The sequence below is a fragment of the Victivallis vadensis genome (assembly GCF_003096415.1).
Classification (GTDB): Bacteria; Verrucomicrobiota; Lentisphaeria; order Victivallales; family Victivallaceae; genus Victivallis; species Victivallis vadensis.
In genome coordinates this window covers 170,800-189,423 of the sequence record NZ_QEKH01000001.1, presented here as the reverse complement: position 1 = coordinate 189,423, position 18,624 = coordinate 170,800, and the positions used below count along the sequence as shown (strand labels likewise).

Here is an 18,624-nt window from a genome sequence, read left to right as displayed (position 1 = left end):
TCTGATCTCCTTATTGATTCATCGATGATCGATTGTTGCTGAATTGAACCCGGAAGGTCTTGATTTCAAAGGGGTGAAACTCCGTTGCGGAGATACCGCCCAACGCCCTTCCGTCCGGGCGGACCGCCGTCAGGCGCACTCCCGGCAGTTCCGGGAGGACGCCGCTTTTCCCGAACCGTTCGTACACCCGCAGCAGCACGCCGCCGCCCTGCCACGCCGGGCGCATCATCGTGACGGCGAATTGGCCGCCGGTCCAGTCCAGTTTGCATCCCGCATCGGAGGCCGTCTCCGGCGCCGCCGCTACCGGCCGGTTCAGCCATTCGGCAAGCTCCATCGGGAGCGTGGCGTCGCCGTGATCCACCGCGAACGCAAAGGCGAATTCATGGTGTCCCAGATCATTGTACCGGGCATCGCCGCTGCGCGCTTTGTCGTCCTTGCCGATGAAGGAGCCGGGACGTTCGGCACAGCGCAGCAGGGTGATGTTCAGCCGCCCGTTCTTGACCGAAAAACCGTATTTGCAGTCGGAGACCAGCGAAAGCGCCGCCGTTTCATCCGCAATGCGCACCCAGCGCTGCGCCGCGATCTCGTACTGGGCGCGTTCCACGGAATTGGCGGACCGCGTCGAAAATTCCTCAAAACCATACTGCGCAGCATATTGCGCGGTGTCGGCATCGACTGTGCCGGGCAGCTCGAAGCGCATCAGGTGCTCCGGATCGCGCCACTCCAGTGTGACGAAAACCTCACAGGCGGAGGCGTCGGCATTCAAGCGGAACTCCGCCCGCATCCGGGAGTTCCCGTAGTGATACTCCTGACAACAGCAGCCGACCGGGCCGTCGGCGTAAATCCGTTGGCTTACCAGTTGCAGACCCGGTTCCAGAGGCGCGTCATAAGTACCCGGCTCGATATTCCACGCATTCCCCTTGTCCGCATAGAGCTGGAAGAGTGCGGGGGCCGTCAGCAGTTCGCGTCCGGTCCTGTGGTCGAACCAGCCCGCCACGCCGCCTTGCGTATCGAAGCCGACCCGGATCACGCCGTTATCCAGCATGTTCTCCTGCGCCCTGACCGGCGAACCGTTCCACGGACGGCTGCCGCCCCAGGCGAAAGGCGGCAGCTGCAGGAGCCGCCAGCCTTCCGCCGTTTTTTGAAACCGGGTCAGCGGCGCTGAAGTCGGATTGAAAAAGCATGCCTCTTTGCGTGTGCCGTACCACTCCCCGATCCGCTCCATCCAGCAGGCGTGCCGTTCCTCGGCCTCCCGGTAGACGCGTTCGATCGACGTGCCGGGCAGGACATCGTGGAACTGCATTAGAAGCACCTCTTTTTCAAATTCATCATACCACGGCGGGAGCGGTTTTCCCCAGACGACCGACGCGAATTCCAGCTCCTGCCGGTTCCGCTCGTAACTGCGGTTGATCCGCTTGATCAGTTCGCAACTGGTGAAAGTGCCCTGATGGTTTTCCAGATAGAGTTCGCCGGTGTAGCCGGGCAGGGAGTCCCGTTTTGCCGCGATCCGGTCGAAGAACTCCTCCGCTCCGGCGTGGATCACCGGCGGGAAACCGGGACGGTCCGCCATCCGCGCCAGCAGCTCCAGATGGGTTTCGCCGGGACCCGCGCCGCCGTCGCCGATGCCGTACAGCATCAGAGAAGCGCCGGAAACGGCCCGCTGGGCGTCCTGCCGTTGGCACTTCATCACCGCCGCCGGGTTGGCGGAGCCGTTGTAGGTCTCCTCCGGGAGCCGGTAGGCGAGAACCCGGCTCCCGTCGATGCCGGTCCAGTTGAACGCATTGTACGGGAAGGGGTTGAAAAGGTTCCAGGCGTTTTTCATGGTCAGCACGTATTCGGCGCCGTTCAGCTTCGCGATGCCCGGCAGACTGCCTGAATAACCGAAGATGTCCGGCAGCCACACGGTCCTGACTTCGTGGCCGAAGGTTTCACGCCAGTAAGCCTGCCCGTAGATGAACTGCCGCATCAGCGATTCGCCGTCGGGGATGTGGGTGTCCGCCTCCACCCACATGGCGCCCTGAAGCTCCCAGCGTCCCTCGGCTTCCCGCCGCCGGAGCGCCTCGAACAGCTCCGGGGCCTGTTCCGCCACCCAGCAATAGAGCTGCGGCTGGCTCGCGCCGAAGCAGTACCACGGATATGTTTTCTGGTTGGCGAGCGCCGTGGCGAAGGTGCGCACGCCCTTGCGGCGGGATTCGCGCAGGGGCCACAGCCAGGCCAGGTCCAGATGGGAGTGTCCCGTCGCGTAGACCGGCAATCCGTCGCTGCTGCAGCCTGCTTCGGCGGCCTCCCGCTCGAAGCGGCGGTCAAAGTAGTCGGCGGCCAGCCGGGCGGGACGGCGGACAAGCTCCGCAAACCGCACCGTGCCGTTCAGTTGAAGCGCGCCGAACAGGTCGTTGCATCCGGCGTCGGCCCAGACTTCAAATTTGCCGCCGGAGATGTTCAGCTCACTCAGAGGCATATAGAGTTTTTCCGGAGTGCCGATCCTCCGGTCGAAAATACTCGATAAATTGGTCAGCGCCCGAAGCGGCCGTCCCGCGGCGTCGACCGTCAGCAGTTCGCCGTTCACATCCAGCCGCAGCGCCAGTTCTTCCGGCCTCTCTCCCGGCGGCACCGTGCCGGAAAAGCGGAACCAGCCGCAGTCGAAGAGGGAACCCCAGCTCCGGCCGATTTCCAGCTTTTGGAATGTTCCCTCGAACCGCCGTTCAAAGGGGAGCGGTTCCGGCGAAGTCCACACTTCGACCTGAAGCGGGGCGACTGTCTCACATAAATTCTCAATGGTTTCAAACATACCGTCAAATTTCATCCTGCTGTTTCGGTTTCCGTTTTAATTATGGCCGAAATCAGCAGTCAAGACAAGAGGCGGACGGTACGGAGTCTTAAATAAATGTGACAAAAAGTTTGAAAAATGGTGATTTTGCTATATAACTGCTATAGTAAGTTCGCTACGCTGCCGCGCTGGATCAGTGTGCCGAGCAGTTCTTCCTTGATGCACCGGTCGCCCTGCGGCGTGCCGCGCATCAACAGGATTTCGACAGCGCGCAGCCCGAGGGCCTTGAAAGGCTGCGCAATGGTGGTCAGGCCGGGTGACAGGCGGCGGCAGAGGTCGATGTTGTTGATGCCGATCACGGAGACGTCGCGCGGGACGCAGAGCCCCAGGTTGCGCGCCGCCAGATAGACGCCGGAGGCGATCTCATCGAACATCACGAAGAACGCGGTCGGCCGGTTGTCGCGGAGCAGCAGCTTCCGGGCCTGGTCATAGCCGAGGTTGTCCAGATCGATTTCGGCCAGCGGCAGACTGGTGTACTCCCACGGCAGGTACATGATGTTTTCCCGGGGACAGGGCAGCTTGTGATCCTTCAGAGCCTGCTGGAATCCCTCCATGCGTTTCTGGGCGACGTAGTTGTGGCGGAAATTCTCTTGGGAGACCGTGATATGGGCGATGTTGGTGTGGCCGTTTCTGATCAGGTGCTCGGTGGCTTTGTAGCCCATGTCGAAGTTGTCGCAGTCGATCGAATCGATCCGGTCGTCGGCGTAGATGTTGTCGATGGTCACGACCGGGATTCCCGCCGCGATCAGGCTGCGCGCGGCGGCGACGTTCTTGTTGCCGGCGATGGGAAGGAGGATCACGCCGGAGATGTTGCTGTGCAGGAGATTTTCAAGCACTCCCTTTTCGATGGTGACGTCGAGCATGGAATTGCAGACCAGCACGAAGTAGCCGCTCCGGCGGGCGCGCCATTCGATGGCGGCGAGCAGTTTGATCACGACGCCGTCATAGAGGTCCTGCGCGACGAAGGCGATGGTGCGGTTCCGGGCGGAGGATAGATTGCGGAATTTCTCGTTCACGAAAACGCCGCGATGGGCTTTCCGTGTAATATATCCCTGATCGGCCAGCTCTTCGATCGCCCGGCGGACCGTCATGTAGCTGATGCGGTAGGCATCTGCGAGCTTGCGTTCGCTCAGGATTTTTTCGCCGGGCAGCAAAGTGCCCGACCTGATTTTCTCGACCAGGTCCCGTTTGAGTTCATCCGCGGCGTAACCGCTTTTCAACGTCGCTTTCACCGGATTCTCCTGAAATGATTGCTTTCAATTCCCGATATTTTTTAAGATGGCACAATTTTCCGGTGTTTTCCACCCCGCGAAACAGATTTCAGCCGATTTCTGAATTTGCACAGACGGTCGGAGAGTTGCCGATGAATGCCTGATGCAGCCGATGGCCGCATCAGGGTGCGCCAACGATTCTTGTCCGGTTGGATTGCTCTTTTGCTTTCATTCCTCCTCCGGTTTGGTTTTCACTCTTCAATTTAATTCACTCCGATGAAATAGCAAATACTTCTTCCTTGTGTCATGATATGCTTGTAATGTATATCATGTGGTGATATAATAGCATCGGCAACTGAAAGGAGACCGTGATGGAACTCAGAGTATTGCGATATTTTCTCGGCGTGGCCCGCGAGGGCAGCATCACCGGCGCGGCCCAGGCGCTCCACGTTACCCAACCGACGCTTTCGCGGCAGCTGAAGGATCTGGAAGACGAACTGGGGCAACAGCTTTTCATCCGCGGCAGCCACAGTGTTTCGCTGACTCCGGAGGGGATGCTGCTGCGCAAGCGCGCCGGGGAGATCATGGAAATGGTCTACAAGACCGAGGCGGAGTTCAATTCGATGGGGGATGCCGTCTGCGGAGACGTCTACATCGGCGGCGGCGAAACCGACGCAATGCGTCAGATTGCCCGGATCATCGGGGAACTGCATGACGATTATCCGGAGATCCGGTTTCACATCTACAGCGGCAACGCCGAAGACGTGACCGAACGTCTCGACAAGGGAATGCTGGACTTCGGCATCCTGATCCAGCCGGTGAATATTGCGAAATACGATTATCTGAATTTGCCCGCGAAGGATGTCTGGGGCGTGGTGATGCGCCGGGATTCGCCTCTGGCGGAAAAAAAGTCGATAACCCGCGAGGATCTGGCGGGACTGCCGCTGATCTGCTCCCGCCAGCCGCTGCAGCAGACTTCCGGATACAACGAAGTTCTGAACTGGCTTGGCGACGGATTCGATCAAGACAATATCGTGGCAACCTACAATCTGATCTACAATGCTGCGCTGCTGGTGGAGGAAGGAGTCGGCTATGCAATCTCGCTGGACAAGCTCGTGAACGTGACCGGTCGCCACAACCTCTGCTTTCGCCCGTTCGAGCCCCGGCTGGAGTCCGGCCTGAATATCGTCTGGAAAAAGTATCAGGTGTTTTCCGCCGCCGCCGAACTCTTTCTGGAGAAACTTCGGGAAAAATTCGCGGAAACCGGGGAATGATCCGAAAAAAACGGATATTTTTGAAAACAGCTCCTTGACTTACAGTTACTGTAAGTTTTATACTGAATGGCAGGGAACGGCAATCGGGCCGATCCATAACCTTTACTACAGGAGGACTGAAGATGAAAAACAGAACAATGGCGCTGGCGATGGCCGCCTCGATTTTCGGAGCCTGCGGTTGTTCGGCGGCGGAACAGGAGACCGTGAAAGCCGCGGCGGAGCCGGGAAAGATTCTGGTCGCCTATTATTCCTACAGCGGCAATACCCGCTTCGCGGCGGAGCAGATTCAGAAGGACACCGGCGGCACGCTGTTTGAAATCAAGCCGGTCAAGCCGTATCCGGCCGATTACAACGCCTGCGTCGAGCTGGCGAAACGGGAAATCAACGCCGGAGTCAAGCCGGAGCTGGCCGAAAAAGTGAAGGAGTTCGACAAATACGACGTAATCTTCGTCGGTACGCCGAACTGGTGGAGCACGATGGCGCCGCCTGTCCTGACCTTCCTTTCCAGCTATGATTTCAGCGGCAAGACCATAATTCCGTTCGTGACCCACGGCGGAGGCGGCATGGCGCGCTGTGAAAGCGACATGCGCAAGGCGTGCCCCAAGGCGGTTTTCGGCAAGGGGGGCGCTTTTTCCGGCAGGAGCATCAAAGAAGCCGGAACGGCGCTGGCCCGCTGGGTCGATGAAGTTGTAACAGTCAAAAAATAATCATGGGCACGGGCCATGCGTACGGCGGAGGTTTTACCGGCGGACGGTCGGCCCGGGTTTCCTGCGGACGGAGTAGCCGAAGTGGCCGAGACAACGGCCGAGTTCGTAGTAATGGCCGTGGGCGTAGGCGAGCAGCCCCGCCTTTTCGAGCTGCATCCGGCCGGAGCGGTCGAGCAACTCCTCCGAAACCTGCACCGCGAGGATTTCGGCGAGAAACAGGGTGTGGCTGCCGAGCTCGAGGGCCTGGGTTACGCGGCATTCGAGGCCGAGCGGACACTCCGCAACCAGCGGTGCGGCGACCTGCGAGCCGGGCAGGGAAGTCAGGCTGCGCTCTTTGAATTTGTCGTGATCGCGCCCGGAAACCACGCCGCACCAGTCTACCGCGCGGGCAAGCCGGGCGGGAGGGATGTTCACGGTAAATTCACCGGCTTCCCCGATCAGGGCGTAAGAGTGGCGTTCGGGCCGGATCGAAACCGAAATCATCGGCGGTGCGCTGCATACGATACCGGTCCACGCGACCGTGATCAGGTTGTAGCGGTGCGTTCTGCCGTCGCCGCAGCCGACCAGCACAGCCGGTACCGGAGCCAATTGGGTGCTGCCGGGCCAGATCAGTTTGCGCGGGATTTCCATCAGTTGCCCTCCAGCGCGGCGCGTTTGCTCTCCAACTCATCCCACCGTTCGTAAAGACGGGCGCATTCGGCTTTCGCATCGTCCAGTTGCCGCTGAAGTTCGGCGGCGCGGCTGCCGTATTTGGCGAAGAAATCCGGATCGCTGAAACAGGTTTCGATTTCGGAAACTTTCTCCTCGGCGGCGGCGATCGCCTCCTCCATCCCGTCCAGCTCGCGCTGCTCCTTGTAAGAGAGCTTCCGGCGCTCTTTCGGAGCGGGGGGCGGGGCGGACGATTGCGGTTTCGCCGGCCTGGCCGGTTCGGCTGCGGCGAGTGCCGCGGCTTCGCGTTCGCGCCGCTTTTCGAGGTAATAGTCGTAATCGCTCGGATTGTAAACCACCTTGCCGCCGGCTTCAAACGCGAGGATGCCGGTGCAGACCCGGTTCAGGAAATAGCGGTCGTGGCTGACCACGATCACGCAGCCGAGATAGGTCGCCAGCGCCTCCTCAAGCAGCCGGAGGCTGGAGAGGTCAAGGTCGTTGGTCGGCTCGTCGAGGATCAGGAAGTTGCCGCCCTGCTTCAGGATTTTGGCCAGCGTCAGGCGGGCCTTTTCGCCGCCGGAAAGATATTTGACCTTGGTGTTGATCCGCTCGTCCTCAAACAGGAAGCGCTTCAGATAACCCCACACCGAAATCTTTTCGGCGCCGAGCTGGATGGTTTCGACGCCTTCGCTGATCTCGTCGGCGACGCTTTTTTCCGGATCGAGCGCGACGCGGGACTGGTCGATGTAGTTGAATTCCACCGTCGAGGCGATGGAAACCTCGCCTTTCGTCGGCTGCATCTGCTGCGTGATGATCTTGAGCAGCGTCGATTTGCCCGCGCCGTTGGGACCGACGATGCCGATCCGGCTGCGCGGCTCGAATTCAAAGTCGAGATGGTCGATGATGACCCGGTCGCCGAATTTCTGTTCGACCCCCTTGAGGTCCACCGTCTTGTTGCCGAGCCGGTAGGCGGTCGGAATCAGCAGCTCCATGTCGCTGTCGCGGACCGGGCCGGACTGTGCGGCGATCTCATCGTATCGTTTCATGCGGCCGAGGTTGCGTTTCAGCCGCGCCTTCGGCGAACGGCGCACCCATTCAACTTCACGGCGCAGGAAGCTGCGGCGCTTGGCGTCGAGGATGTCTTCGTTGAGTTCGCGTTCGGCCTTGGCGGCCAGAAAATCGGAATAACTGCCCTGATAGCTGTACAGTTTCCCGTGGCTGAGTTCGACGATCCGGGTGGCGATCCGGTCGAGGAAATAACGGTCGTGGGTCACGAAAAGACAGCTGCCGCGGTATTCGGCGAGGAACTTTTCAATCCACTCCACCGCCGCGACGTCGAGATGGTTGGTCGGTTCGTCCAACAGCAGCAGATCGGGTTCGGAAATGATCGCCCGCGCCAGCGCGACCCGGCGTTTTTCGCCGCCGGAAAGTTTGTCGCAGGGGCGCTGCGGATCGCTCAACCCGAGCTTCGCCAGAACCTGTTCGACCTTGGTATCGAGGTTCCAGCCGTCGTGCAGCATCAGCAGATGGTCGATTTCGGCGTGTTCAGGAGAGTTCACCGACACGGTTTCAAACTTCTTCTGGAGTTCGAGGAACCACGCCAGCCCGTCGCGCACATTGTCGGCGATGGAGCGGCCGTTGTCGATTTCGAAATCCTGCGGCAGCACCGCGACGCGCAGATTGCGGGCGCGGGTGAGGTTGCCGGAGCCGGGGAGCTCTTCCCCGGTGATCAGCCGCAGCAGCGTTGATTTGCCGCTGCCGTTGCGTCCGATCAAACCGACGCGCTCGCCGGCGTTGATGAAAAATTCGGCGTTGTCGTAGAGCGTCTGGCGGCCGATGGCGAGACTGAGCTCTTCGGCCGCCCACAGAACCGGTTCTGACATGGAAGCTATCCTTCGTGTTGCGGCGCGCTCATGCGGATCGCCTTGCTGAGCGCGATTTCGAGGACCTGGCGCGTCCACTCCACGTCGGCTCCGGCGCGGTGGGCGTTCATGCCCTTTTCGGTTTCGAGCTGGAAATAGGCGCGCAGGCTTTGCAGGTTGTAGCTCGGCAGGTTCGGGAAGGTGGTTTTCAGCAGCCGCAGCGAATCGAGCGTCTTGCCCTTCCACAGCGGCAGCCCGGTCCGGGCGAGGCTCTCCTGCAGGAAGCCGAGATCGAACCGGGCGTTGTGCGCCACGAGCGTGCTTTCGGAGGCGAACTCCAGAAAATCAAGGCCCATCCGGGCAAAGCTGGGCGCCCCGGCCACCATGTCGTCGGTGATGTGATGCACCGCGACCGCCTGCGCCGGAATCCTGACGCCGGGATTCACCAGCGACTGGAAACGGCTCAGGCTGCCGTCGCGATCGACCCGGACCGCCGCGAGTTCGACGATCCGGTCCCGCACCGGACTCATACCGGTGGTTTCCACGTCGAAGATCGTGAAGGGACCGAGTTCGCACCAGATCAATTTTTATACCCGTCCGGATGCTTGAGCTGCCACTTCCACGCGGATTCGATGATCTTGTGGGCCGATTCATATTTCGGCTCCCACTTGAGCATCCGGCGGGCGCGTTCGCTGCAGGCGATCAGCTTGGCCGGGTCGCCGGGACGGCGCGGCGCAACTTCATAGTTGACCTTGAGTCCGGTCACGTCTTCGGCGGCGTCGATGATCTCCCTGACGGAGAGGCCGTTGCCGGTGCCGAGGTTGTAGTGGCCGCTTTCGGGAGCCGACAGCGCGAGTTCGTGCGCCTGGGCGAGGTCGAGGATGTGGATATAGTCGCGCACGCAGGTGCCGTCCGCGGTGTCGTAGTCGTCGCCGTAGAGCATCAGCTTGTCGCGCTTGCCGCGGACGGTCTGCAGGATCAGCGGGATCAGGTGGGTTTCGGGCCGGTGGTCCTCGCCGAAGTTTTCAGTCGCGCCCGCCGCGTTGAAGTAGCGCAGCGCCGCGTAGTTGATGCCGTAAATCTCATGATACCACTTCAGGATCTTCTCGAAACAGAGCTTGGATTCTCCGTAGGGGTTGATCGGGATCTGCCGGTCGAATTCCTTGATCGGAATCGATTCGGGCTGGCCGAAGGTCGCCGCGGTGCTGGAGAATACGAACATCTTCACGCCGCTCTCGACCGCCGCGTCGGCGAGGTTGATGCCGTTGGCGATGTTGTTGCGGAAATATTTCGAAGGGTCTTTCATCGATTCGCCGACCAGCGAAAACGCCGCGAAGTGCATGATCGCGTCGAATTTGCCCTCGCGGCAGACGCTCTTGATCTTCTCGCGGTCGGAGAGGTTGCCGAGGATGAACTTGGCGCGCGGATCGACCGCCTCGCGGTGGCCGGTCAGGAGACCGTCGAAAATGGTCACGTCGTAACCGAGGTTGAGCAGATATTCCGAGCAGGCGCTGCCGATGTAGCCGGCGCCTCCGGTGACCAGAACCTTCTTCATTTCATGATTCCTTGTTGAAGTTTGGGTTGTTACTCCTGAATCATAAACATACATCGGAAACGGTATTTTTTCAATCGTTTTTTCCGGGTTTTTAAGAGTTTCCGGCGGCAGACGCCCGGAATGGCGACCATGCGCTTTCCTCTTTCTTTGCCGATGGGAAGAGCGGGAAGAAGTGTAAAATCTCACTGCGGTCCGGCTGGCCGGCGGGATGGAAAATTAGCCGATTCCGCTTTTTTTGCGGAAAAAACGGAGCATTTCGCGGTATTGCGCTTGAAAAACGCCGAATTTGTGGTATTTTCATATACTCGTATCGACAAAGATTTAACAAAATTTTTTATAGTTCGTAATTTATTTAGGGAAAGAAGAAAATGGCTCACACTAAATCCGCAATCAAGCGTCTGCGCACCAGCAAACAGGCCAACCTCCGCAACCGTATGCGTCTGAGTGAACTCAAGACCCTTGAGAAGAAGCTGCGCGCCGCCGTCGATGCGAAGGATGCCGCCGTGGCCGCCGAGCTGGGCAAGACCTACTGCAGCCGCATCGACAAGGCCGCCAAGGTCGGTACCGTCCATGCGAACCGCGCCGCGAACAAGAAGTCGCAGGTCGACAAGCTGCTGAATTCGCTGGCCAACTAAGCGTTATCGGCGTTTTCGTCGAAACGGCGTTCGTTTTCCCGTCGGTGGGTGAAACGGGCGCCGTTCTTCTTTTCGGATTTTCACGACTATGATGTACAAAGTATTTCTGTCGATTCTGGAAACGTTTCTGGTTTTCGGTGTCGGTGCGCTGGCGTGGCGGCTCAAAATGATTGAGACCGGCGACCTCGGACGGCTTTCGAGGCTTACGCTGGATCTGTTTTTCCCATTGCTGACTTTTGCGACCATCACCCGGAATTTCAAGCCGGACCAGCTCAACGAATTGTGGCTGATGCCGGTGCTCGGTTTCGCGCTGATGCTGGTCGGCGCGGTGATCGGCCACTTCCTGAAGCGGTTCATGAAGCACAAGACGCCGGAACGGATCGGCACGTTTCACCACATCTGCGCGATCAACAACTACGTGTTTCTGCCGATCATCATCCTGCAGAGCATCTGGGGAGACCGGCACGTGGCGCTGCTGCTGTTGATGAATGTCGGCTCCACGGTCGGCTTTTGGACGATCGGCGTGATGACCTTCACCGGAGGCGGGACGGTCGGACAGACGCTCCGCAGTATTTTTTCGATCAACGTGGCGGCGGTGGCGGCGGCGCTGCTGGTCTGTTTTCTGCGTATTCCGATTCCGGAGCCGATCGCTTACACCTGCAAATACCTCGGGGACATCACTGTCCCCTTCATGCTGGTGATCATCGGTGTGGCGCTGGTGAACTGTTTCAAGTCGATGCTGAAGCATAAAACCGACATGGTCTATTTGTCGCTGGTGCGGCTGGCGGTGATTCCGGTGGTGCTTCTGCTGTTGCTGAAACTGCTGCCGCTGCCCCCGGATGTGTACCAGACTGCGGCGGTGGTTGCGCTGATGCCGGCGGCATCCAGCTCGGTGCTGGTCGCGCGCCAGTACGGCGGCGACTACGAATTCGCCGGGCAGGCGATCATCGTGACCACGATTCTGTCGCTGGCGACGATTCCGCTGCTGATGCGTCTTTTCGTTCCCGCCTGAGCTCCGGTAGGAGCGGCCCGTTTTGCTTTCCGGCGGATTCAAGATCGGTGCGGAATGGTTTCGGCGGCAGGATATCAGATGCCGATCAGCGCCGTTGAATGCAGCAACGCCTGTTGGAAACGGTCGGCGTCGGCTTTGGCCAGGAGCAACTGAACCGGTTCGGGGCCGATGGTCAGATCGATGGTGTCCTGCTTGCGGAAGAGCGGGCAGGGGAGGCCGGTCATCGTCGTCTCGGTGAGATCGAAGCCGATGCCGCGCAGCAGCCTGGTCTGGCGGGCATCAGACCAGAGCAGGAAGAGCGTGTCGTCGGGGCGTTCAAACCGGATCAGGCGGCCGCCTCCGGGGATGGCGGATTCGCCGCGGTATTCTGCGCCGGCAAGTTGGCGGTTCATCTCCCGGCAGGCGTGATAGGCCGGTTTGAGGCGGAAGTCGGCGGCGATGATGCCGAAGTGATGCTCGAAATTGGCCGGATCATCGCCGTCGTCGCGGAAATCGTACCAGTAGAGCCGTTCAATTTCAGGCCGCTTCATTGACGTGAGCCAGTGGCGCGCCAGATGGAACGCCTGTTCGGTTTCGGTCGGGACGAACCGGCTGTGGACCGGGGTGCCCAGCTCCGTCAGCCAGACCGGTTTGGCGCAACGGTGGCGGCGCATCATTTCGGCGAAACGGTCGAAAGTGGCGTCGAACTCGGTTTCCGGCACATTAGGCCCGGAGTAGGGGTGTAGATTGATGATGTCGCAGCAGTCGGAAAGCCCACGCTCGAAGAGCTGCTCCATGAAGCCGAAGTTGATCCGGTGTTCCCGACAGCAGGCGATGCCGCCGTGCAGCACCGGTACTTCGGGGGCCGCCGCCTTGATCGCGCGGTACGCGGCGTGAAGAAGAGCCATATAGGCGCCGGCGTCAGCCTGCGGATACCAGAAGTTGTTGGAATTCGGCTCGTTCCAGATCTCCCATGCACTGACCCGGCCCCGGTAGCGGCCGGCCAGCCGGGCGGCGAACTGTGCGAACTCTTCCGGTTCCCGAGGCGGATGGAAGCGGAACCGGCCGTCGCTTTGGCCGCCCCCGGCCCAGACCGGGGTGCGGGCGATGGTGCCGAGAATTTCGAGGCCCGCCGCATTGAGCCGGTCAACCAGTTCATCAAGTCGGTCGAAGCGGAACCTGCCCGGTTCCGGTTCGAGCGTGTCCCACAGGAAACCGGTGCGGATCGCGGTGATTCCGGCGTCGCACATCAGGCGGATTTCCTGTTCCGCTGCTTCTGGTGCGAGTTTGGTGAGATGGGTGGCCATGCCGAGGAGAGGAATCGGTTTCATAAGATCAGTTGCCTTTGGTAAATTGCAGGTAGACGGGAGCGGTGCCGATGGTCAGTCTGCCGTCGGCGGGGTGAAGCGGTTCGCCGGTGACGCCGGTGACGGCGGCGACGCCGGGAGGAAGCGTCCAGTTGGTCGGCGTGTCGCTCCAGGCGACCAGCAGCGGCGCGCCTCCGGCGGTGAAGCGGTGGAACACAATGCCGTTTTCTTCAATACGCTCCTGATAATCGGCGCGGGAAAGCATTCGGAGCAGATGGCGGAAGGCGAACAACGCGGGTTTCGGCGAGAGATCGTGGTGCACAAGCCCGAAGTTATGTTCCGCATAGTCGGGATTGTCACCGTCGTTCTGGAAATTGTACCAGTGAACCCGCTCGATCCCGGGATCGGCGGCGCAGAGGGTCAGCAGCAGGGTCAGGATTTCCGCCTGCCGCCGCTCGTCGACGGTGCGGGGTAGATTGGGCGCGCCCAGTTCAGTCAGCCGGAAGCCGGAACGGTCGCCGCGCCGGTCGCGGACGGCGCGGAGGCGGCGCATCATTTCGGTGAACTGCTGTTCCAGACTGGCGTTGGTGATCGCTTTGCGCATGACCGGGTAGGGGTGGTAGGCGATCCGGTCGAACACTTTCTCCTGACCTGCGTACTCATACAGGTCGTCGAGGAAAAGCTCCGCCGTTGCATCCGGCTCGACGAAGCGGAACGGGGAGAAGCCGGCCGTCAGCACCGTCGCATTCGGATCGCCCGCCTTGACTCCGCGGTATCCGGCCTGCTGAAGCTGGAAATACTGATGGGATTCCGGGGCGGGTTTCCAGTAGGATTTCAGGTTGGGTTCGTTCCACAGCTCCCAACTGATGCCGTTCCCGGCGTAGCGCTGGGCGATTCGGCGGGCGTATTCCTGCCAGCGGTCGAGCTGCGGCATCCGCCCCGCCTTGCGCGGAAGTCCTCTGCGCCCCAGCGGATCCGTGGAGGCCCAATCGGGCGTTCCGGCCAGTGTCGCGGTCAGCTCCATGCCGGAGTCGCGCAGCGCCTTTACGGTGCGGTCGAACCGGGACCAGTTCCAGCGTCCCGGCTCCGGCTCGGCATCCTTCCATAGGAAGCCGGTCCGGAAAGTGCCGATCCCGATCCGGCGGGCGACGGCGAGGGTGCGGACGAGTTCATCGTCATCCAGCCGGTTCAGGTGTCCGGCAAGGCCGAAACGCGGTTCAGCCGGTTCCGGCTGTTCCGGCAGCACGCCGAAAGTGAATCCGTGACGGGCGGTGAGTCCGTCGGAGGAGGTCAGTTCCGTTTCAAGCGTGTAGAACCCCTCGGGGAGCGGCGGCAGGGTTTCAACGGCTTCGGCGTGTCCGGCCGGTTGCGGGAGCTTCAGGCGGAATTCCGCGGCAACCGTGCGGTCGTACCTCCTGACCGTACCACGCAGTTCCGGCCGGTCGAGTCTGGCCCCGGAGAGGTCGTCGGCGCTCAGCTTTAAAGTGACCGGTTCGCCGGGGGCGAACAGATTGGCGGTTTTGCCGGTGTCGAGGGTGACGCGCCGGAACTCCCGGACTTCGGCGGGGCGGAGCCGGACCGGTGCGATCCAGATGCCGCCGGATTGCCGGCTTGCTCCGTCATGCACCCGGACCGCGACGGTGTGCGCCGCTCCGCCGGTCAGCCGGGCGGGAATGAGATAACGGCGCATTCCAAAGGTATCGCCTTTGAACTTCGGGGAAAATTGCCCGGTGGAACCGATTTTTACGCCGTCGAAAAAGGTTTCGTCCGCCTTGGAGATGCCACCGGCGATCAGCACCAGATTCCGGCCCCGGAGGGCGGGCGGCAGTTCGATCCTGCGGCGGTACCACGCAAAACCCTCCAATTCCGGGTATCCTTCTTTTTCCCACAGGGCCGGGACCTTGATATTGTCCCAGCCGGAGTCGTCGAACTCCGGTGCGGCGGCTCCGGCAAGGTCGCCGGGATGGAATTTCCAGATCCCTTCCAGCGGCAGTTCTACCGGCGAGGCGGCGGGCGGAGCGGCCTGCAGCGCAAGATCGTCGAACCACGCCTTGCCGTTCGCGACGAACAGCGTGACGATCAATTCCGTAATTCCGGCGGGAAGCTGAAAAGCGAGGGAACCGGTGTTCCAATCCTGCGAACCGGGGAGGGCGGCGGAGCGGCTGAAAACGGCTTTGCCGTCCCGCTTCCCGGTGACTTCCAGTCTGGCGCACTGTTTCCCGAGGGAGGTGCGATACCAGCATGTGAGCGTATAATCGCCCGGTTGGGGATTTTTAATCCTCTGCAGATAGGCGCCTTTTTCTCCGGCCGGGGCGGAGATGAAGGCGCAGCGGCTGTTGTTGCGGCCGTGTTCGGAGAGGCGGCGCTCGGTTTGTTTGCCGTCACGCCACTTTTCCCAGCCCTGTTCCGTTTCAAAGGCGGGATTGACCAGTTGCGCCGCCGGCAGGAGGCCGCCGGCAGCCAGCAGCAGCGGGAGGAATGGAAACTTATTCATTGGCATCTCCTTTGCAGATGAAGTGAGTGTTCCGGAAGCACCATTTGCCGAGCATTGCCGCCGAACGCATCTCATGGCCGGCAGTCCGGAGCCGGGCAAGCAGCTCATTTACGGCGGTGACGCCGGTCAGGTCGCGGTTGAAGTCGAGGCTGGTCCACTCCGGATGGATTTCGCTGCTCTCCTCGGAGTGGCTGATCGTGATGATCGCGAGGTCGCGGCCGGGGATCAGGCCGCGCTCCGCCAGCGCGCGCCGGACGCCTTCAATCAACAGGTCTTCGCCGATGAACAGCGCCTCCGGCGGCTCCGGCGAATCGAGCATGTCGCACACCGCGCGCCGCGCCGCTTCCGACTGGACCTGAATATGCCGGGAAAGCCGGTAATCGAGCCGGGCGCGGGCCATCGCGAATTCGTAGACCTGCCGGTCGGCGCAGCCGGAGTGGTAGGTTGTTTCGATGCCGAGGAATGCGATTTTCCTGAGGCCGTGCCGGGCGAATTCACGGATTCCGCGCACAACGGCCTCCTGACCGTCCAGCCGAATTTCCGGTTCGTTGAATTCCTCGTCGCCCCAGCTGGAGAGATAGACTGCGGCGGTCGGCTCCGTCCCGAACGCCATCCGATAGGCAGAAATGAAGTGGCCGCCCAGCGGCGAGGTGATCAGATAGCCGTCGGCCGGATGCGCTTTGAGCGAGGCGGCGATCTGTTCGAGCGGAAGCGGTTCCCAATGTTCGTCGATGATATCGCAGGTTTCCAGCGTGTGTCCGGCAAGCTCGATCCGGCTTCGGATTTTCCGGTAGAGCGAATAGTTTTCATTCCGGCCCGGATTGCGGTGGAATCCGCTCCAGAGCTGGATGGTCAGGCGCTGCTGTTCCGGCAGAGACGCGAGATGGGGGGCGGCGTCCTCTTCCAGCTCCGAAGCCGGAAACAGCTGTTCCGCTTTCAGGTCGGCGGGTACGCATTCCCCCGGAATCCGGCGGATGTAGTTGCCGCTGCCGTGCCGCTTGGAGAGGATGCCCTCCTCGGTCAGCAACCGGAGCGTCCGGTTGATGCACTTGGGGCTGACATCGAGGGTCCGGGCGAGTTCGCGCTCCGGATTCAGGCGCATTCCCGCCTTGACCGGCGGGTTGGAAAAGGCGGCCTTGAGCCGCTGGACAAGCCGGGCGGACGGGCTGGTGGTTCTGGTCATCGGTGCGAACTCCTTATTTCTTCTTGTCGAACTTCCACATCCGGTCGTCGTCCTGCCGGGTCTCCTTCAGCGCGTGCGAGGCGGTGTGCCCGTCGCCGAACAGGAAGTTGTTGCGGGTATCGGCGGCGTGGAAATTGCCGCTGCGGGTGGCGTCGGTTCCGAGTGCGTTGCTGACCGTGTTGTTGACCAGCCAGCGGTCGCCCATGATGATGGTCGCAGTGGGTTCCTGCACCCGTGAAAAAGCGACGGTTCCGGCGGTTCCGGCGGTATCGCCTTCCTGTACTTCAAAGTTGAGCCCATAGCTGTTCGGGCCGGAGACGTCGGCCCCGTTGCTGCGCGGCAACGAGTCGGAGGGGCAGCGGAAGGTTTTAACCAGCTTGACCTCGTCGAGCGCGCTTTCCGCTCCCCAGCCGGATTTGCCGATATACGGCATCAGCAGCCGGGTGTAGCGGTAGGAGGTGCTGACCGGCTTGTACATCACCGGAGGCATATTTTTGTTCTCGCCTTCGTAGAATGTGAGCGCCAGCCCAAGCTGCTTCAGGTTGCCGTTGCAGGAGATCATGCGCCCACGTTCCCGGGCGGAATTGAGTGCGGGCAACAGCATCGCCGCGAGAATTGCTATGATTACAATCACGACGAGCAACTCAATCAATGTGAATTTTGACGGAGAGAGACCGGCGGGCAACCATGCTTCCGGTAAACCGTATTTGTTTGACAACTCATTCGACACGACAGGCTTTTTCATTGCGGAGTCCTCCAGATCGACAGTTAACGGTTTGAAAATTGGAACTGCTTTGGGTATACAATAATCATAATTGTACACCTTTACAAGCGTTTTTTCAAAAAAATCCGTTTTTTTCAATTGCCATGTCCGATACGGCGGCATTCGCGAGGAGAGAACTTGAAACGTTTCCGAAATTCTGTTGAGAAGTCCAAGGCACCGGGAGACGATCCGGGCGGTGATTCCCCTGATCGACAATATGTCATCTGGAACAGAGGCTTATGTCCCTGACGCAGGACTTCGGCAGCGAATTGGCGGGGCCGGGCTGCATTTCGCGGTGTCGGCTCCGTCCGGCCTCCGAATGGGACGGAGACGCGTAACGGAGCATAGGGAAAAACAGGTTGTTTAAACTCAGTAGACGGTGCCGAGGCCGCGCTTGACGGCGGCTTTTTCGTAGTACTGCCTGGCCGCCGGGAGCTGCTGTTTCAACCGTTCGAGGCGCTTGTCGCCGTCGGGGTGGGTGGAGAGAAACTCCGCGACTGTGCCGGTCTGGCTGAGTTTGCGGAACTTATCCCAGAAGGTCAGGGCCGCCGCCGGATCGTAACCGGCCTTCGCCATCAGGATCAGGCCGAGCTGGTCCGCCTCGTACTCCTGCGTGCGGCTGTAAGGCAGCATCAGAGCGAGGTTGGAGGTCGCCTGATAGGCGGAATCCCATTCGGAGCCGACCGCGGCGGTGACCAGCGCGCCGCCAAGCGACTGCAATGTGCTCTGGCTCATGCGTTCGACGCCGTGGCGGGCGAGCGCGTGACTGACCTCGTGCCCGACCACGGTGGCAAGCTCGGCATCGTTGTCGACCAGCTCGAACAAGGCGGAGTAGACCGCCACCTTGCCGCCGGGCAGGCAGAACGCATTCGGCTCTTTGGAGTCGAATACCACGAACTCCCATTTGTAGTCGGGCCGTTCCGCGACTTTGGCGAGGTTGGGACCGATCCGGTTCAACGCCTGATTGTATCCGGCGTCGGAGGAGCGTTTTTCCTGTTTTTGAATCTCTTTCCAGGACTCCTCGCCCAGCTCGATATCGCTTTTTTCGCCGTAGAACATCAGCTGGCTGCGGCCGGTGACCGGCACCGTGGTGCAGCCGTTCAACAGCACCGCAGCCAGGGCGGTGCACACAAGACCGATTGCAGTGGCTCTGATGTCCATCGCCGG

15 protein-coding genes are annotated in these 18,624 nt (G+C 60.9%); 4 read left to right on the top strand and 11 right to left on the bottom strand.

Annotation, left to right across the window (positions count from 1 at the left end; translation table 11 throughout):
- Positions 1 to 10: 10 nt before the first annotated feature.
- Both C8D82_RS00835 and C8D82_RS00830 read right to left on the bottom strand, forming a co-directional pair.
- Positions 11 to 2,788, bottom strand: coding sequence for an alpha-mannosidase (locus C8D82_RS00835; protein WP_165832741.1), 2,778 nt, complete (start codon positions 2,786 to 2,788; stop codon positions 11 to 13).
- Positions 2,789 to 2,928: 140 nt separating this feature from the next.
- Entirely contained in the window at positions 2,929 to 4,059 is a 1,131-nt protein-coding gene (locus tag C8D82_RS00830) for a GntR family transcriptional regulator (RefSeq protein ID WP_116882362.1), read from the bottom strand.
- A gap of 350 nt (positions 4,060 to 4,409) precedes the next feature.
- Here C8D82_RS00830 and C8D82_RS00825 point away from each other — a divergent pair, with 350 nt between their 5' ends.
- Together C8D82_RS00825 and C8D82_RS00820 are read left to right on the top strand one after the other, a co-directional pair.
- Positions 4,410 to 5,312: a LysR family transcriptional regulator gene (locus C8D82_RS00825; RefSeq protein WP_116882361.1), complete on the top strand. Its 903-nt coding sequence runs from the start codon at positions 4,410 to 4,412 to the stop codon at positions 5,310 to 5,312.
- A gap of 122 nt (positions 5,313 to 5,434) precedes the next feature.
- On the top strand, positions 5,435 to 6,019 hold the full coding sequence (locus C8D82_RS00820) for a flavodoxin (protein ID WP_116882360.1): 585 nt from the start codon (positions 5,435 to 5,437) through the stop codon (positions 6,017 to 6,019).
- A gap of 33 nt (positions 6,020 to 6,052) precedes the next feature.
- On the opposite strand, the gene C8D82_RS00815 is transcribed toward C8D82_RS00820, so the two are convergent.
- The 4 genes from C8D82_RS00815 to galE are packed head-to-tail and all read right to left on the bottom strand — an operon-like array spanning position 6,053 to position 10,084.
- Positions 6,053 to 6,649, bottom strand: a complete 597-nt coding sequence (locus tag C8D82_RS00815; protein WP_116882359.1) for a flavin reductase family protein — start codon at positions 6,647 to 6,649, stop codon at positions 6,053 to 6,055.
- On the bottom strand, positions 6,649 to 8,550 hold the full coding sequence (locus tag C8D82_RS00810) for an ABC-F family ATP-binding cassette domain-containing protein (protein ID WP_116882358.1): 1,902 nt from the start codon (positions 8,548 to 8,550) through the stop codon (positions 6,649 to 6,651). The genes C8D82_RS00815 and C8D82_RS00810 overlap by 1 nt, the downstream gene beginning before the upstream one ends.
- Positions 8,551 to 8,555: 5 nt before the next feature.
- Entirely contained in the window at positions 8,556 to 9,113 is a 558-nt protein-coding gene (locus C8D82_RS00805; RefSeq protein ID WP_116882357.1) for a 3'-5' exonuclease, read from the bottom strand.
- Positions 9,110 to 10,084, bottom strand: coding sequence for a UDP-glucose 4-epimerase GalE (gene galE / locus C8D82_RS00800; RefSeq protein ID WP_116882356.1), 975 nt, complete (start codon positions 10,082 to 10,084; stop codon positions 9,110 to 9,112). The genes C8D82_RS00805 and galE overlap by 4 nt, the downstream gene beginning before the upstream one ends.
- Before the next feature lie 368 nt (positions 10,085 to 10,452).
- Here galE and rpsT point away from each other — a divergent pair, with 368 nt between their 5' ends.
- Positions 10,453 to 10,719 carry a 30S ribosomal protein S20 gene (rpsT, locus tag C8D82_RS00795; protein WP_116882355.1) on the top strand — a complete coding sequence of 89 codons (267 nt, stop codon included), beginning with the start codon at positions 10,453 to 10,455 and terminating at the stop codon, positions 10,717 to 10,719.
- A gap of 88 nt (positions 10,720 to 10,807) precedes the next feature.
- Positions 10,808 to 11,731 carry an AEC family transporter gene (locus C8D82_RS00790; protein ID WP_116882354.1) on the top strand — a complete coding sequence of 308 codons (924 nt, stop codon included), beginning with the start codon at positions 10,808 to 10,810 and terminating at the stop codon, positions 11,729 to 11,731.
- A gap of 74 nt (positions 11,732 to 11,805) precedes the next feature.
- On the opposite strand, the gene C8D82_RS00785 is transcribed toward C8D82_RS00790, so the two are convergent.
- The 5 genes from C8D82_RS00785 to C8D82_RS00765 all read right to left on the bottom strand — a co-directional run bounded on the left by C8D82_RS00785 (position 11,806) and on the right by C8D82_RS00765 (position 18,618).
- Positions 11,806 to 13,041 (bottom strand): beta-galactosidase, encoded by a 1,236-nt coding sequence (locus C8D82_RS00785; protein WP_116882353.1) that lies wholly within the window; start codon positions 13,039 to 13,041, stop codon positions 11,806 to 11,808.
- A gap of 4 nt (positions 13,042 to 13,045) precedes the next feature.
- The gene (locus C8D82_RS00780) at positions 13,046 to 15,511 is read right to left on the bottom strand and encodes a GH39 family glycosyl hydrolase (protein ID WP_116882352.1); all 2,466 of its coding nucleotides are present in this window, start codon (positions 15,509 to 15,511) and stop codon (positions 13,046 to 13,048) included.
- Positions 15,504 to 16,694: a substrate-binding domain-containing protein gene (locus C8D82_RS00775; protein WP_116882351.1), complete on the bottom strand. Its 1,191-nt coding sequence runs from the start codon at positions 16,692 to 16,694 to the stop codon at positions 15,504 to 15,506. The genes C8D82_RS00780 and C8D82_RS00775 overlap by 8 nt, the downstream gene beginning before the upstream one ends.
- Before the next feature lie 13 nt (positions 16,695 to 16,707).
- Positions 16,708 to 17,439, bottom strand: a complete 732-nt coding sequence (locus C8D82_RS00770; RefSeq protein ID WP_165832740.1) for a DUF1559 family PulG-like putative transporter — start codon at positions 17,437 to 17,439, stop codon at positions 16,708 to 16,710.
- Positions 17,440 to 17,826: 387 nt separating this feature from the next.
- Complete coding sequence (locus C8D82_RS00765; RefSeq protein ID WP_116882349.1) at positions 17,827 to 18,618, bottom strand: M48 family metallopeptidase; 792 nt, start codon at positions 18,616 to 18,618, stop codon at positions 17,827 to 17,829.
- Positions 18,619 to 18,624: the final 6 nt, after the last annotated feature.

Excerpts from the sequence above, each read along its gene's own strand:
- rpsT (WP_116882355.1), top strand. The coding sequence starts at position 10,453 with ATGGCTCACACTAAATCCGCAATCAAGCGTCTGCGCACCAGCAAACAG.
- C8D82_RS00815 (WP_116882359.1), bottom strand. The coding sequence starts at position 6,649 with ATGGAAATCCCGCGCAAACTGATCTGGCCCGGCAGCACCCAATTGGCT.
- C8D82_RS00790 (WP_116882354.1), top strand. The coding sequence starts at position 10,808 with ATGATGTACAAAGTATTTCTGTCGATTCTGGAAACGTTTCTGGTTTTC.
- C8D82_RS00780 (WP_116882352.1), bottom strand. The coding sequence starts at position 15,511 with ATGAATAAGTTTCCATTCCTCCCGCTGCTGCTGGCTGCCGGCGGCCTC.
- galE (WP_116882356.1), bottom strand. The coding sequence starts at position 10,084 with ATGAAGAAGGTTCTGGTCACCGGAGGCGCCGGCTACATCGGCAGCGCC.
- C8D82_RS00810 (WP_116882358.1), bottom strand. The coding sequence starts at position 8,550 with ATGTCAGAACCGGTTCTGTGGGCGGCCGAAGAGCTCAGTCTCGCCATC.
- C8D82_RS00820 (WP_116882360.1), top strand. The coding sequence starts at position 5,435 with ATGAAAAACAGAACAATGGCGCTGGCGATGGCCGCCTCGATTTTCGGA.
- C8D82_RS00770 (WP_165832740.1), bottom strand. The coding sequence starts at position 17,439 with ATGAAAAAGCCTGTCGTGTCGAATGAGTTGTCAAACAAATACGGTTTA.
- C8D82_RS00765 (WP_116882349.1), bottom strand. The coding sequence starts at position 18,618 with ATGGACATCAGAGCCACTGCAATCGGTCTTGTGTGCACCGCCCTGGCT.
- C8D82_RS00835 (WP_165832741.1), bottom strand. The coding sequence starts at position 2,788 with ATGTTTGAAACCATTGAGAATTTATGTGAGACAGTCGCCCCGCTTCAG.
- C8D82_RS00775 (WP_116882351.1), bottom strand. The coding sequence starts at position 16,694 with ATGACCAGAACCACCAGCCCGTCCGCCCGGCTTGTCCAGCGGCTCAAG.
- C8D82_RS00825 (WP_116882361.1), top strand. The coding sequence starts at position 4,410 with ATGGAACTCAGAGTATTGCGATATTTTCTCGGCGTGGCCCGCGAGGGC.
- C8D82_RS00785 (WP_116882353.1), bottom strand. The coding sequence starts at position 13,041 with ATGAAACCGATTCCTCTCCTCGGCATGGCCACCCATCTCACCAAACTC.